Below are 16566 nucleotides of genomic sequence, written 5' to 3'. Positions count from 1 at the left end.
ATATGTCGTTCTTTTCTTCATTTAACCAATTTCAACTATTTCTATTGGTACTTAAAATAGTGCAATTAACATCTATAGTAAGATAAAGGTGCTTCATTTATAGATAATAGTGTCAAAATCCCAGATGAATTACATAACGACCCGAACCAATTAGCTTACAATTAATTTATACTTGCAGCCGTGCAACGAGTTTTTGAGTTTATGACGACTACTCTAGATTCAGCGTATTCGTTTATTTTCAGCAGAGAACTTTTCTTTACGGGTTTTTGTTGAATTTTCGAAATTTTATACTTTATTTAATCCCCATTTACTCACTAGTGTTGCGTGAAATTTGACTGAATTTTCAGTTTCTATATTCATCCTGCTTAGAGCAAAAAGGTAAATACCCAGTTTGAGGTGGCTCCATCCATTTGGAAAATTATTTATAATTAGACATTAGTGACAACGACTGATTCTTTATTAAGGAATGGCTTTTCCTTCAATTTTCCGAAGCCAAATATGTGCCGGCTTCCACAAAGCAGCTCTTAGATAACGACTGATTTGTAAGGTTTTTCGCTTGCTTTTCATCTCGAGTTGAATGAGAACATGTAGGCAAAAAACGATTAATGCGATAAACACTTGATTTTGGATAGCCCATTCACTTTGACCGTAGAATTTTTTTAAATTGAGATGCTGCTTAATCCATTTGAAAAACAACTCAATGGCCCAGCGTGATTTATACATCACTGAAATTTCTTCGGCACTATTTACTTTCGACGGAGAAGAACTATAAGCTAAAGGACATTGTTTTATTTATAATAAAACTACGGGAAGAAAAGAATTCTATCCGAACAGCCTTAACTTATACCTACAATAATGCCATTTTGGAAGGGCATATTAATCGTTTAAAAAACATAAAGCGATTGTTATATGGACGCAAGTTTAACTCTCTTAAAAAGCGAATTCTTTATAGACTGTAAAAAAATTAATCCATGCATTCAATGAAAAATTCGTAGGTTTTCACCAAAATTGCGTAAGAGCCACTTTATTCTGGCGTTTACAATGGTGTGCTTTTTCTTTCTTTTAGATGGAATGAAACGATTCTTTGATACAGGAGTTATCTTAGTTCTTAAGTCAGTATGAAGGATTAAACCAGACTTAATTCTGATACACCATATTCGCTGCTTAAATCATTTACAGAACTATCTGATTGATAAAGTCCGTCCACGATCTTCTTGAGTTCTTCGTAGTATTCCTATTCTGATTACCCATTCATATATACTTATTTTTAACAATTTAGATAGGTTTTACAAAAAAATCAGATGTATCAATGAAACTATACTAGCAACAGATGTAGTTGCTATTCCATTTTGAGACAATTAGTTAATTGAACCCACTAGCGTTCTTTGAATGTTTAACCTTAGTATGTATGATGTCAACATTCTTATTAGTGAAACCTTTGTTTTTGTCATAGGTATTATGGAGTAAATCGAGTAAATAAAGAAAAAAATAACTTTTGATTTAATCATTTTACTGTATACTTAAAAATATCTCTAAATTCACATCTAAACCATAAATAGTAATTTAAGGTTAAATAAGACTTTTCTTTGTTGGTTTGGGAGGTTGCTCTTAAACTACATTAAAAAAGGGGCAATCTATAAGGAATAAATATTGTCTAGAACGGGTTGTAGGATAATAAGGTGGTTTGAGATGGTTTATGAAATGACTTTTATGGATAATTGCTCGTGTTTCCAATAAGGGGCTTGATATTGTTTGTCAGATCAGTTGAATAAAGGAGCGATTGTGAAATCATTTATTAGGACGTAAAGTTAGGTATGGAATTCAATCGAGAAGGTATTGAGATTGTTAAACATTATTGGAAGTGTATATTTGGAAAACAAGTAACACAAAGAAGCTATAGATCAGGAAAAAAATTGTTTATGACGAGGTTGTCAGAATTTAAGCGTTGGTCATAGCATTACGGGTTTATAAAAAAACATAGGTTTCAAAAGTTTCTGTTTATCGAATTAGAGCAGAAGTGTTAAAAGGGAAGGGGAATTGTAGCATTAGTTAAATCTAAGTAATTCAGTAAAAAAGAGAGGAAATGATAGATATTATGAAAAAAATGTTTTTTAGCAACAAAAGTAATAAATTTAACTACTTTATATTAATAATAGTTTTAGTGTTGGTTATTATACCTTTCATTTTTTCAGATTTATTACCGTCACTTCTCTATTTTATACTTACTCCTTTTTTAGCAGTTCTAATATTTGTTAACTCAAATATGTATCATAGAATCTTGATGATAATGGTTTCAATACCTTTATTTTTTATATGGACATTTTTACTTATATTAATGATATGGCTTTCATTAGCTACTTTTTAATAGACGTTTTGTTAATCTAAATGACACTTCTCCCCAATGTACTTCGTATAAAGTTTCCCAGCAATAATATTTTCTTGGTCGATGATTATTCTATGGGGAAATTTGTCAAAGGCCATTGGCATTCTCCCATATTTAGACTAGCTGTTTTCCATGAATGGAGAACCTCATTTTTACTGCAAGGTACATCCGCTCTGTAAAGGTAACCAAACACCCTTTGTTTTTTCCATGAATTGAAACAATTTCATCATCCTAGTGACCAAACGTTTATCTTTGTGCTGAAGCACGGTTAGACCGATTTATTTAATAAACCTCGGATAGAGACAAGGATAAATAGTTTTAAATGAAGAAACATAAATAGAAAGAGGCCTTTAGAAGCAACTCTTTGCTTCTTCGGGGCCTCCTTTATTCAATTTACTGAGTCTTATCCCATAGGTTAGTTTGATAAATTATTTAATAGTAAACCACTCGGACATGTCCCACTGCCGTCCATCTACCGCGTGGAATACACTAATTTGATAATCATCTCCAGATTCGAATGATGCATCTGTTTGAAATTCAGCATGAAACCTTCCTGTGCTATCTATTGTTACAAAAGTTTCATCTACTAATTCAAACCAACCTTTTCTAAAATCAATTCTCATCATGTTTGATTCATAAAAATCTGGGTCTACAGTTCCAGTGACATATATAGTTTCACCTTTTGTATAAACCTGCTTATCTGTTGAAACTTTTTCGTGATTGTATGATGCCTCAGCAGCAGAAGGATTAATTAAATCTACAGCCACAAAAACCCCTAAAATAAAAGTTGCTAATAAAACATTGCTTACAATTTTTTTCATAGTCACTCTCCTTGATATATTATTTTAAAATACTAACAGAAATACTACAACTGTATGAAATTTCAATAATAGTATTTACATTATTAATATTACTATAATTTAACTAAAAAGGAAATGAAAAAATTAATTTTCTTAATAGCAACCCAACATATTAAACTGAATCAAATAAGGGTGTAAAGTTAGTTATTAATACGGATTCGGAAATTGTTCCAGAGACTGGCTGATCTTACTCACTTCTACTATAAAAAATAGTAGCACAAACCCTGGACGGGGCTGTACTACTAGTGATAGTAAATTTTTAATCTTCTTTATCTAGCCAATGAGAACAGACATCTCTAAACGCTCTAGCAACACTATCAGCTTCAGCGCCTGTCCAATCATCTACATCAAAAGCTTCTTTAAATTGATTGCGAGCGAGAGCGATAATTGGATTTGATGTAGTTAGTAATCGGTAAGCTTCATTATAAATTTCTTCTCGGTTGTACTCGAAACGAACACGAGCTGCTTGTTTAAATCTACGGCGATACCCTAAACGATAATATGTGTCCATCTCTTCATATACATTAGCAGTAGTATCATTCAGATCTAATGCTCTACCAATAACTATAGCATCCATATCTCCTAATAGATCTTCTAGAGGGAAGTGACCAGCTGAATTGGAAGTGTGTCCAATATAGTAATACGTCGCATCGTATAGAGAATTAAATCTACCTTCGTTATAAGCATCCTTTGCATCATTAAATACTGTAATTAAATCTCCAAGCCATCCTGCAAAGTCAGAAAGGTGTGCTAAATTGTCCCCAATTGAAAATGTTTTTTGAAATAGTATTGCATTTAGAGTAGCGGTCATGTGCATAAAGTCCATATCTGTTCCAGTGACGGGATCGTATAAAATAGGAAAATCTGATGGTTTTCCGAACCTTTGTTCAGCAGCTTCTACAAAGTTCCAGTCAATTGCACCGGCAATTGGGGTCCAGATATTAGAAGAGTAGTTTTCACTCCTCAAATAATTTAAAGTTAATATGCTAGCTATACGATTGTCACGACCAGATAATTCATAAGCGAAATTAAATAAATCTTTTAATTTATTCATGAATGGAAGATTTTCAGCAACATAGTCTTCTATTTCGGGAGAACTAACATTATAATCTTTTGATGCAACGCCTCGGTCTCTATCTGAAACTATAAGGTTGTCAATTTCTAACGCTCCTGCACCTGTGCCAATTGAGTGTTCTTTCACCTGATTAAAAGCCCAATCTTCTGGTAATGGGTGACCCTTATTTCCGAAGAAACCAGTTGACATACCACTGACGAAACTTGAAATTGTTAATCCGTTATTAGAAAGTACTGTACAAGCGTAGCGCGGTCCATATACTCCAATTCTATAAGGAGCCCCTACATCTCGATTTCGTTGTATTTCTTCATTTACTCCTTCAAAATAAGGAATTATCAAATTATTAATTTGTTGTAATGAGACATCAAAATCAATAGCGAAATAAATGATGGTTTCGTATGGGAATTTCAAGGTTGTTGCAGCTCTAACAGCATCTCTAGCATCAATAATACCTTGATTATAAGAGAACCATTCGGCGTGATCAGCAAATCGTTGATAAATAGGAAAAACTCTTAGTCCAGCACCATAAAGTGTGTTTAATTCAGATGAAGAAAGAGCAAAAGAGCCTGTCAAATAACGTCCTACAATTTCTCGGCCATCAGCTTTGAGTGTTTGTGCTCTTGCAAGAGTAATTGTATTAGAAGTATCGATTCCTGTTCCTTTAACATCAGGGTTCCCTGTACTTACAAGTAATGCCATCCAAGTATTCAAGCCAACTATACCATCAGCAGTTAACCTATAAAAACTTTGAAATTCCTTGATTGTATTTTCCATTGATAGGTTGAAGTCACCATCGAAATTCCCTGGATTATAGTTATTTACATATAAACTGTATTGAATTAATTTTACAAAGTTACTTCCGGAGTCACCTATACGGATTGTTGGTGTAGCTGCTCTAGTACCAGGTCCATAATGTCCATTTGCTCCACTAACATTTGCTTCAATTTGTAATCCATATATAAGTGCTATATTCGTATCTCTAGAATAATGACCATCAGCTGGTTGTACACCAGTAATAGTATAGTAATTTCCGTTTAAACGTTGTTGGATTAACCTAACATTTTCATCACCATCATCACCATAATTAACAATTCTGTATGCATCCATGTTCAGCATAGCTTGGAAAACCCTTGGTGTTACAATACCATCTGGTTCAAGTCCTGCATGTTCTTGCATCATCTTTACACCATTTTCTGTTCCTGGACCAAAATTCCCTGTAAAACCACCTGGACTATATCCTTTGCACCACATTGCTCCTTGTAATATTCTCACAATATTCGAGTTCACATGTGCATTATCACCTTGTATTAATGTGGGACATGCTGCTAATGTTGCTGGGCCAAATGCATTGACTGGATTAGTAATTCCTATTTCTATTTGCAAAGCTCTTGTTAGAGCATACATAGTAGTCCAGCCAGTCCGTCCATTTTCGGGAATTGGTTCACCCCAGTTGAAACGGTTCGAGTAATTGAAATTGACCCATCTTTGAACTAATAAAACCATCTCATCAATGTTACTTGTGTTTATCTTCTCCATAAATACCTCCTAATTCAGTAGATGTGTTAATGAAAACACACGTTCTTCTAACTTGCAATAATATGCAGTAAATATGCGATTATCTTTAGATTTTTCGTACAGTAATTTAATACGGGGGATGTAATTAAACCTTTCACAACATTCCCACCAGTAAGTCCATCATCCTTGATAGAGCCCAAACCAGAACATTTCCATAAATCACACTAAGCCATTCTCGTACTTCTAATACTCTTTCGTCCATTTTAAATACATTCTAGTTAGCTAAACTGTTAAACACATAGATGTAAAGGTTCTTGTTATATGATCAACATTTAACCCATCTAAAGTGGTAGTGTTCCCTTCTACCGTGTAGAAATCCCCCCCATAACATTATAAATTCACTGAACTGCTTACTCTCGATATAATCACCAAATACTACCTCCTTGTTTTTAATCGTTACGGAAGTAAATGTTGTATATCTTATTGTTTTGTGACCGTTAATAATTATTGGGCTAGTGTATTAATTTATCTCTAATAAACTCCTATTCTCGTTTGATAATTACAAGTGCTACAAATATTAAGCATCGATTGATTGGTTATAGTAGTTAAGTTTGAATAGTTGTATGATAAAAAAATGCCAAAAAATATTAATAAACGTTTCACTTTAAATTAGATTTCACGTCTAAATAAGTACAAAGTTAAAAGGAGGTTATACAGTGAATGGGAATGAATCATTAGTAGCGCAATGGTATTTGAATTTAGTGCTGCAATTTTTAAATTTATATTGATCAAAATTAGAAATGTTGAACATGCAGAAGACCTTACTCAAGAAACATTCTTGAAATCATATAGACATGTCGAATTTCTGCCAGGTTCTTCGTTAAAGAGTTGGTTATTCTCAATCACCTATAATGTGACAGTTGATTTTTCAAGAAAACAAAAGCCTATTTATGTTTTTAAAAACATACTTAATGTAAAAGATATTGAATCATTGCCCGAAGAGGTGGTTCAGATTTTAAAAAATCAAGGAAATTATATGAAAGTTTTAAAAATCTAAAGCAAGCCTATCGAGACGTTATTTATTTGAGGAAGATTAAAGTATTTCCCATCAAAGATACTGTAGAAATATTAAATTGGTCTGAAAGCAAAGTGAACTCTATCCAAAAAAATGGCTCTAAGTCAAGTGTTGGGATAGCCAGTTTTCGTCTGGCCCTTAACCTATATGTGCCGGTGCATGTTTCCATTGATGGTGCAATAGAATTCGCATTCGGAGACAGTCATATCGCTTAAAACCAAATGCATGACGTTTAAATACTTTCGTTTGGTTGTTCAATCCCTCTGTAAAGCCGTTTGTATAACCAAAAGCAAAACTGTTAAAAATCTCAGGTTGCCATTTACGGAATGTCTGGATCGCTGATTTAAATACGTCAATGTTAGAAGCTTCTACCTTACGATAAAACTCGTAAAGTGTTTCTTTTACATAGCTTATGTTGGAGGAGCCTATTTCCTTTTCTTTTTCCAACCACTCACAAAATAACTCCTTCAAGTCATAAACTTCGCAAAGTTCATCGGACATGGACAAGTACCTATCCAGATACCAGCGCTGCACCTCGGAAAGATTCTCTTTCTTTTTATAAAACACATGTTTCATCCGCTTACATTTTTTACAATTGTAGTCATCAAATACATTCTGAACACTTCGTCTGACACGTTCAAGAGCCCAGTAAATATAACAGCAGCAGTGAAAGCGATCGGCAACAATGACAGGCTTCCCTAGTGCCTTTGTAACAGCGGATTTAAAGCTGTTACTCATATCCATCACAACGACTTCTACCTTGCCACCTTTTTTGCGAAGGTCATTTTTCACCGCCTCCATCTTTCGGTTTGGCAGGATATCAAGAGAATGTCGATTAACCGGATCAGCGATGATGACCTAGTACTTTCCTTCACTCGTGTCTCCTTTATATTTAACAATGGAAATGGATTAAACTCCCTTACTTCCTTCAACTGAGGAGCGGCCATGGTATCAAACCGACGCATGATGGTAGCGGAAGAAGTTCCAAGGATTTCAGCAGTCTCTTTAAACGTTTTTCCCTTAACCACCCGAAGCACTACAGCTTGGTTCTATTCAACGGAGTGACGTTGATAACGCTCAATAAAGAATGCTTTCTCAGAGAAGCGTTTCCCACATTTACATGAATAACGTCTACGACGGTTATACATAATCGTCATTCTTTCAAACACTTTAAGGTGTTTGATCTACTGAATTCTGTAATCATGAACACGGTTGATTCTATTACCACAACAAGGACATTTATGACAACACTTCGGAACCTCTACAAAAATACTTCCAGATGCCCTCAACAACTTCTAAATTGGTAATTATAACGTCTTCTAACCCTATAATCATTATGTTATGACGCTTGTGCACGCAGCTCCTATTCTTTTTCTTGTTTCGGCAAATTCAAGTATAATGGATATTAGGATCTGGTGTATTTTTTTGCATGAAATTTTCTCCATACACCAATTTTATAATAGAACCTAAATAAAGCTGCCCTATCCCAAGATAGAACAGCCTCTTCGTTGATTAGTTATATTTATTCCATGTAACACCTAAGCTCCCTGCCCCTAAGTGAGTCCCAATGACCGGACCGAAGTAGCTAATAGACACTGTCGCACTCGGGTGAGCCTCACGAATGGTCTCTGCTAGCTCCTCTGCTCCATCTTCACGGTTGGCGTGAATGACAGTCACATCAAGAGGGGAGCCTTTCGATGCATCTTCAGCTAATAGTTGCAAAATACGGGCAAGCGCCTTCTTTTCTGTACGAACCTTCTCAAACGGGACGATACGCCCATTTTCAAAATGAAGGATTGGTTTAATCTTTAATAGATTGCCGACAACGAGCTGCGCGGCATTTAAACGCCCGCCACGATGAAGATGATTCAAGTTATCGACCATAAAGTACGCTCGACACGTCTTCTTTAGCGACTGTAAATAATCAATAATGGTCGTACCATCTGTCCCTTCGTTCGCTAGCTTCGCTGCCTCTAGGACGTAATAAGCTTGAGGAGCACAGCTAATCTCTGAATCGAAACCGAGTACTTCAATCCCATTTACCATAGTAGCCGCCGTTTGAGACGTTTGATACGTACCACTAATTTTACTAGAAAGATGAATCGAAATCACTTGCTCATAGCCTTCACTCTTTAAACGTTCAAACAAGGTAACAAAATCACCTACAACTGGTTGTGAAGTCGTTGGAAGCTGTTCTGATGTAGCAATCTTCTTATAAAAATCATCTGTCGATAAATCCAATTCCTCACGAAAGGCTTCCTCTCCAAATACAACACTAAGGGGAACCATTTCAATTTCTAATTGCTTTCTTATTTCCGTGCTTAAGTAAGCTGTACTATCCGTGACTATGGCAACTTTTTTCTCCATTTACATGTTCCTCACTTTTCTAATCTGATATAACCAACCTACTGTACATACTACTAGGAAATAAGAAACCTTTCAATCAATGATAGCGATTTATCTTACAAGAACATAGCCCTTTTTAATAGCCTCCACAACAGCTTGCGTACGATCGTTCACACTCATCTTTTGTAGAATATTACTTACGTGATTCTTAACCGTTTTCTCACTAATGTAAAGTGATTCACCAATAGCGCGATTACTCTTTCCATCTGTCATTAACTGAAGAACTTCACATTCACGACGTGTCAACAGATGGAGTGGCTTTTGATACTCCACTTCACGGAAGCCAACCGCACCTAATTGTTCTTCATCCTCATTAGCAAGACGGCGATACTCATTAATTAGATTATGCGTCACCTTCGGATGAATATAAGCTCCACCAGAAGCAACGACTTTTACCGCTTCGACCAAAGCATCCGAATCCATTTCTTTTAATAAATAGCCTGTCGCTCCTGTTTTCAATACATGATTCACATATGATTCATCGTCATGAATCGATAGAATTAATACTTTTACATCAGGGAAGCGTTCAATTAACTCTTTTGTCGCTTCAACACCATTCATATTTGGCATGTTAATATCCATCAAGATCACATCAGGCTCAAATGTCTCAACTAAATGAACCGCTTGCGATCCATCTTGTCCATCTGCAACAATCTCGATGTCGTTCTCCATTGCTAGTATTCTCTTTACACCTTCACGAAACAACTGATGATCATCAATTATGACTAATCTTATTTTTTCGTTCAATCCTCTCACCTCATCGATTTACTTTGTTTTGTCTATAACTCTTTCATTTTAAGAAATCCTAGTTATTCATTATTTTTCATCTAAAAAGAAAATGATCCTTTCTTAATCAAACATTACTTAAAGGAATCCCAATTACAATCGCTGTTCCATACTTAGGCTTTGAATGGATTGTTAATTGCCCCGATAACATGTTAACTCTTTCTTTCATGCCCATTAAGCCGAATGACCCCACTTTTTTCTCTGAAGGATCAAACCCTTTGCCATCGTCCTTTATAACTATTATAACTTTAGTCGGCTTATATTCAATTTTTACCTCAATATTTGTCGGCTCTGCATGTTTATAGGCATTTTGGACTGCTTCTTGTACAAGACGAAACGCTGCGATTTCCATTTTTTGAGGAAGTCTAATGATATGTCCCATTTGATAAAAGTCAGTGTTTATAAGGTGATGATCTTGAAAGGTTTTAAGATATTTCTTTAAAGTTGGAATTAAACCAAGATCATCAAGCGCCATCGGCCTTAAATCATAGATAATTCTCCTCACTTCCGCAAGGGAAGATTTTACCATCATCCTTAGGTCTTTTATCTCATTAAGTGCTTGATCAATTCCTTGCTCTCGATAAATTCGGTCTATTAGATCAGATCGTAAAAGCACGTTTGCCATCATTTGTGCCGGCCCATCATGAATTTCTCGCGATAACTTCTTACGCTCAGCCTCTTGTGCTTCAATAATTTTTAGCCCAAATTGCTGCTTCTCCTTCGCATCTTCTAGGACATCGTTAATATTTTTTAAATCGTTGGAAAGAAAGTTATACACGACAGACATCTGACTTGTAAGCTGTTCCGCCCGTTCTACAGTAGATTCCAAATCAATAAGTCGACGTTCAATTCGGTCTCGTCTATCACGGAGTTGCTTTTCCTCTTGCTCAAGAACGGCCAATTTGATTTGATATTCATTCGCTTGTTCATAGGCGGAGCGAATTTCATCACTCGAGTGCTTGGAGAAATTTTTACTAACCTCCATTAAGCGATTTCGAGCTAAGCGAGCGTGTAAGCTCATCTGATCTGCTTGATCGATAACGGAACCTACCTTTAGTCTTACGTCCTTCAGTTCTTCCTTCAAAGCCGTATATTCATGTCGAGATTGTTCACTAATTTCAAAAATTTTTTCCCGACTCTCATCCACTGTTTCTAACGTCTTGTCTAATATCGAGTCAAGGGACTTATCTGTCGCCAAATTAATCAACCCTTCTTCATACACATTGTTTCCAAACATCGTATTTCACCACATTTGTTCTATTGTCTAGTCACTTACTATAGCGTTAGTTGAAATGTTTGCGATTATCCAAGCATTTCGCTATTCTTATAGTACAACAAATTTCGGCAAAAGAGTCGAATTTCTTCATATTTAAAGGGTAGTTTATGAACGACAACCCTACTTTAACAAAACTACATTACATTCGCATAACTGAGATTTGTAAAACTATCAAAAAGAGAGGAGAATTACTGTGTTATCTACATATAAAACGGTCAAAGAAACCAACTCTCATGAAATCATCATTCAAAAATCTCGTTTTATCGCTCATTTAAGTCGTTCTGAAAACGAGTCTGAAGCTCGACAGTTTATTGACCGAATCAAGAAAGAGCATTGGAATGCGACCCACAATTGCTCTGCATATGTAATTGGCGAACGCAATGAAGTCCAAAAAGCAAACGATGATGGTGAACCTAGCGGTACAGCAGGTGTGCCGATGTTAGAAGTATTAAAAAAACGTGAGCTAAAGGACACCGTCGTCGTTGTAACACGCTATTTCGGTGGTATTAAGCTAGGTGCTGGCGGTCTTATCCGCGCTTATGGTAGCGCAGTTAGTGAAGGGCTAAACAATATAGGTATTGTCAAGAGAACGTTAATGTCCATTATCCATACAGAAATCGACTACCATTGGCTCGGTAAAGTTGAGCATGCTTTACGCGAATCACCATATGAACTTAAAAAGACTGATTACCTAGAGCAAGTTGATATTCAAACCTATGTACCCATCGAGCAAACGACAGATTTCCAAGAATGGGTCATTAACTTAACAAATGGACAAGCAACAACGAAAGTAGGTAAGCAAACCTATCTCGAATCGGTTATTACTAAATAGTTCACCTAAGAAAAACGCGACAGCGTCTTTTTATAAAATGCTGCGTCGTGCTCAGTCGTACAATGGGTTGAAGGATTCTGAAGTGGGATTCTTTCAGAATAACTTGTAACGAACGGAGCCGATGCACATTACTGAGTCTGCTTTCGTCTTCTTGATTCCCCACAGTACTTCTAAGAATATTATACTTTTTTATCTTTTTAAAAAACAAATTTTGCTAAGATTTGCCTTTTTCTCTCTCTATCTTATTATCTAACATAATCATTATTCTAGCAACAGAAATAGTAAGAAAGCCACTCTTTCATTTAACTCTTTACGTAGTCAATCAAGAATAACCATAATTGTCTGCACTCTTTAGTGAATATCATATGATTAATCCTTTACTCTTTCGTCATTTTTAGATAAGATATCGTTGTATGTCTTAGAAAACTACTAATCTATATAAAAAGTGAGGCTTTTCATGGAAAATAGAAGTCTAAATCAAAAGAATAAGAAGAAGTCTTGGATTGTGAAGTCTCTTATCATATTTAGCATTGCATGTCTAGCTATATTAGGAGCTACTACTGGTTACTTTATTCATAAAATCAACAATGTAACAGCCGGATCTCAACAAGAATTAATCCGCGGTGAAAAATCAGAGCTTCGAGAAGACGCTGTAAACCCACATGACGACAATATGTCCATTTTACTTCTCGGTGTTGATACCCGTCCAGGTGAATCGAACGGACGCACTGATGCAATATTAATTGCTACATTGAACCAAGAGGAGCAATCTATTATCTTAACAAGTATTCCGCGAGATTCACGTGTTGAAATCGCTGGTCGAGGAACACTAGACAAAATCAACCATGCTCATGCGTTTGGTGGCATTGATATGACAATCGATACCGTCGAACAACTACTTGATATTCCGATTGATTATTTTGCTCGAATCAATTTTCAAGCCTTTATTGATGTTGTGGATGCCATTAATGGAGTTGAAATAGAGGTACCCTTCAACTTCGAAGAGAAGGATATGAATAACGATTGGATTCAGTTTACAGAAGGAATGCAGCATTTAAATGGTGAGGAAGCACTTGCCTATACGAGAATGCGTAAGCACCCTCAAGGTGGTGGCGACATCGGACGAGGCCAAAGACAACAGCAAGTGCTAGAAGCGATCATTGAAAAAGGGACTTCCTTTTCATCGATTACACGATTTGATGACGTAATGGATGCGATTGGGGAAAATTTAGTTACGAACCTATCGTTTGGTGACCTCGTCTCCCTACATTCTTATGCAGGAAATTTAAATAACATCGAGCAACTACAGCTAGGCGGAACCGATCTTATGTTAGATGGTATTTATTATTACGAAGTGGATAACGAATCACTTCTCGATATTAGAATTCAATTGAAGCAGCATTTAGACATTGACTTAACAAATGAGGAGCAACAGCATCTATTCATGGTAGAGAGCATTGAACATAATACTACCGAAGTAGCTGAGCCTCAACAATAAGAAAAATTAAAACAAGGCAGCGTAACTGTCTTGTTTTTTTAATTCCCTTTCATATTTGCAATTCTTTTCACAAATTGCAAAAGAGGTTTCCGGTCTCCCATTAAACCAATACATTCCGCGTACAATTCAATCACCATAATAAGAATAGCCAATAATAAATAAGAAACCCATAATGTCGTCGTCGTAAAGACGATCGCGACAACTCCAAACAAAAGACTAAAAAGGTAGACAATCAGTACCGTTTTACGATGACTATACCCCAAAGCCAATAAACAATGGTGCAAATGGCCTTTATCAGGTGTCATCATGCTTTGTTTATTTAATAACCTTCTGACAATAGCAAATAGTGTATCAGAGATCGGTACAGCTAAAATGACAATCGGTAGCACTAAACTAAAAACCGTCACACTTTTAAAAAAACCAACTAATGAAATAACTGAAATGGCATATCCTAAAAATAAAGAACCTGTATCCCCCATAAAAATAGAAGCGGGATACACATTAAAAAATAAAAAGCCAATAATACTTCCGATAAATACAATCGCTATTGATAAAATAAATAAGGACGACGCACCTAGGTCGAATAAAGACATGACAAGAATCGTCATAAACGCAATTACGACAACACCACCAGCCAATCCGTCTAATCCATCGATAAAATTAATCGAGTTCGTTATACCAACAATCCAGACGATTGCTAGGACATAACCGATAACACCTAATTTAACCTCCCCTAAAAATGGTAGCGTCATATAAGGAATATTCAAACCAGATAAAACAACGATCGCAGCAGCTACTAACTGCCATGTAAGCTTTGTTTTTGCTGTAAGTGTATATTTATCATCCATAATTCCAATTAAAACGATCACACTAGCTCCTATGGCAATACTCAAAAAATGCTCGTGCTCCGGCCTTATAATAAGTAAACCTGCCATGACCCCGAGAACAATCGCAACCCCACCTAAGCGCGGCATCTCATATTGATGCACCTTCCTCGCACCCACCTTATCAACAAACCCATAGCGCCTCGAAAAAGCCCGAACAGCCGGAACGGCACAGGCCGAAACAGACAAAGAAACTAAAAATGCAAATAAATAAATGAGCAACGATTAAAAACCTCCCAACACTCCCATCGAGCTACAGCTTTATGAGTAGTATTTACAAAGAGAGGTGAGGGTAAACAGGTAACACTATAAAAAAGACCTTACACGATCATTCGCATAAGGTCCGTTCTCATAATGAAATTCATTAACGTATACCACTTTTCATCATTGAAATCTTCTTCTCAATTGTCTTCTGCTTATCCTGTTGTCCCTCTGCCTGTGATTTATTTAGAACAACTAAGATCGTTCTAAACAATAAGACAATATCTAACCAAATGGAGTAATGACGAATATAATACAAATCAAACTTCAATTTACTATCAGCACTCGTCGTATAATAACCAAACACTTGCGCAAAACCAGTAATCCCTGGCTTAACAGCACCACGATAGTAGAACCATTTGTTTTCCTTTTCAAACTTCTTCGCAAAATATTCTCGTTCAGGCCTTGGACCTACTAAAGACATACTCCCCTTTAAAACATTTAGAAGCTGAGGCAGCTCATCGATTCGAGTCTTACGAATAAATGCTCCTACTTTTGTAATACGGCTATCTGAAGATTTTGCCAAAACCGGCCCCGTCTTCGCTTCTGCATCAACAATCATCGAACGAAACTTTAATATTTGAAATGGCTTATTATGCTTCCCAACTCGCTCCTGTTTAAAAAAGACCGGTCCACGATCCTCTAATTTAATCGCAATCGCTGTTGCAACCATTATCGGCGCTGAAAGGAGTAACAAAATGGCTGATACAAAAACATCAAGTAAACGTTTCGCAAGCATTTGTCCACTCGAAAGCGTAAACGGCTTAACCTCAAGCACCATCGTATCACCAAGTGTCGTAAAGGACGTTTTCATAATAAACAATTCATTTGTATTCGGGATCATATACGAAAGCTGCTTTTGTTTCATTGCATAATATAAGATATCATTTTTCTTACGCTCAGTCATCGTCGATCCAATAAAGACAAGTTCATATGGCTTCATTTTCATTTTAATATCTTTCATCAGTAAATCCTTATTCAACCATGAAACGTCATCTTTTCTCTTAATCACCTTTGAGTCTAATAGATTTTCTCTAATAAGGTCTAGCTCACTTTCGTCTCCTATAAAAAGAACGTTTTGACTCATTACCTTACAGGCAATTCTCACATACATGCTCTTCCAGAAAAACCACATCACAAACATGAATGAATGTGATAGGAAGATAACCGATCTCGGTAATGAAAACTCACGGAACAAAAAGGATGCCGCAATTGTCAAAACCATAATTCCTAACGAGACGACAAGCAGCTTACGAAAAATCTCTGTATAGTCTCGCTTCACGAGCCGGTCAAGCTCAAATATATAAATAAACAACACAGCCATTAACAATATCCAAGGCATAATACTAACAAGCGCCTCAATATTCCGTGGTTCAATTAATGTATGGTAAGATGCCAGCTTAAAAGCAGCTAAATACGCAAGCATTAGAAGGGATAGATCAATCAGGATAATAAATAAACGCGACGTGCGTTTCGGAAACATATTCGACATCGATCTCTCCCCTTTTTAATAATGATTGATTTCTTTTTCATTTTATCATGTAAATTTCTTAAGTAAATCGACCTGTATGATTTTTGTCAACTTTACACAAGATTAATTACGAAAAATATACATTAAACCTGTAATATCATATCATACATTCCAATACAACACCATATCTAAAACAAACCATACCCATTTTCACAGAAGCTTAACTTAGTTACAAAAGAATTCA

At 36.0% G+C, this 16566-nt stretch carries 10 protein-coding genes and 2 pseudogenes; 3 read left to right on the top strand and 9 right to left on the bottom strand.

Translation table 11 applies throughout. The annotated features are described in order from the left end of the window. Positions 1-459 precede the first annotated feature (459 nt). From MW695_RS02605 to MW695_RS02595, 3 genes and pseudogenes are all read right to left on the bottom strand, one after another. A pseudogene (locus MW695_RS02605) lies at positions 460-732 on the bottom strand (transposase); the annotation flags it as partial. A 2079-nt stretch (positions 733-2811) separates the two neighbouring features. Then, positions 2812-3204: a hypothetical protein gene (locus tag MW695_RS02600; RefSeq protein WP_247102885.1), complete on the bottom strand. Its 393-nt coding sequence runs from the start codon at positions 3202-3204 to the stop codon at positions 2812-2814. Positions 3205-3502: 298 nt separating this feature from the next. Then, complete coding sequence (locus MW695_RS02595; RefSeq protein ID WP_247102883.1) at positions 3503-5854, bottom strand: glycoside hydrolase domain-containing protein; 2352 nt, start codon at positions 5852-5854, stop codon at positions 3503-3505. 724 nt (positions 5855-6578) lie between these two features. Between MW695_RS02595 and MW695_RS02590 the strand changes: the two genes are divergently transcribed. Continuing rightward, positions 6579-6890 carry a sigma factor gene (locus tag MW695_RS02590; protein WP_247102881.1) on the top strand — a complete coding sequence of 104 codons (312 nt, stop codon included), beginning with the start codon at positions 6579-6581 and terminating at the stop codon, positions 6888-6890. A 156-nt stretch (positions 6891-7046) separates the two neighbouring features. On the opposite strand, the pseudogene MW695_RS02585 reads toward MW695_RS02590, so the two are convergent. The 4 genes and pseudogenes from MW695_RS02585 to MW695_RS02570 all read right to left on the bottom strand — a co-directional run bounded on the left by MW695_RS02585 (position 7047) and on the right by MW695_RS02570 (position 11337). Continuing rightward, a pseudogene (locus MW695_RS02585) lies at positions 7047-8264 on the bottom strand (ISL3 family transposase). A 156-nt stretch (positions 8265-8420) separates the two neighbouring features. Further along, positions 8421-9275, bottom strand: a complete 855-nt coding sequence (locus tag MW695_RS02580; protein ID WP_247102876.1) for a DegV family protein — start codon at positions 9273-9275, stop codon at positions 8421-8423. 90 nt (positions 9276-9365) lie between these two features. Continuing rightward, positions 9366-10061 carry a response regulator gene (locus MW695_RS02575; protein WP_247102875.1) on the bottom strand — a complete coding sequence of 232 codons (696 nt, stop codon included), beginning with the start codon at positions 10059-10061 and terminating at the stop codon, positions 9366-9368. A gap of 106 nt (positions 10062-10167) precedes the next feature. Next, complete coding sequence (locus MW695_RS02570) at positions 10168-11337, bottom strand: sensor histidine kinase (RefSeq protein WP_247102874.1); 1170 nt, start codon at positions 11335-11337, stop codon at positions 10168-10170. Positions 11338-11569: 232 nt separating this feature from the next. On the opposite strand from MW695_RS02570, the gene MW695_RS02565 reads away from it, so the two are divergent. Both MW695_RS02565 and MW695_RS02560 read left to right on the top strand, forming a co-directional pair. Continuing rightward, the gene (locus MW695_RS02565; protein ID WP_247102872.1) at positions 11570-12208 is read left to right on the top strand and encodes a YigZ family protein; all 639 of its coding nucleotides are present in this window, start codon (positions 11570-11572) and stop codon (positions 12206-12208) included. Between the two features lie 457 nt (positions 12209-12665). Next, positions 12666-13706 (top strand): LCP family glycopolymer transferase, encoded by a 1041-nt coding sequence (locus MW695_RS02560; protein ID WP_247102867.1) that lies wholly within the window; start codon positions 12666-12668, stop codon positions 13704-13706. A gap of 38 nt (positions 13707-13744) precedes the next feature. Here the strand turns inward: MW695_RS02560 and MW695_RS02555 are convergent, their stop codons facing one another. Continuing rightward, entirely contained in the window at positions 13745-14812 is a 1068-nt protein-coding gene (locus MW695_RS02555; protein ID WP_247102866.1) for a glycosyltransferase family 4 protein, read from the bottom strand. A gap of 142 nt (positions 14813-14954) precedes the next feature. Then, complete coding sequence (locus MW695_RS02550; RefSeq protein WP_274169692.1) at positions 14955-16343, bottom strand: sugar transferase; 1389 nt, start codon at positions 16341-16343, stop codon at positions 14955-14957. Positions 16344-16566: the final 223 nt, after the last annotated feature.

This window comes from Halalkalibacter sp. APA_J-10(15) (assembly GCF_023017105.1).
Taxonomy (GTDB): domain Bacteria; phylum Bacillota; class Bacilli; order Bacillales; family Bacillaceae_D; genus Halalkalibacter.
Note: the sequence above shows the minus strand (reverse complement) of the source record. Positions and strands in the feature narration are given on the sequence as shown.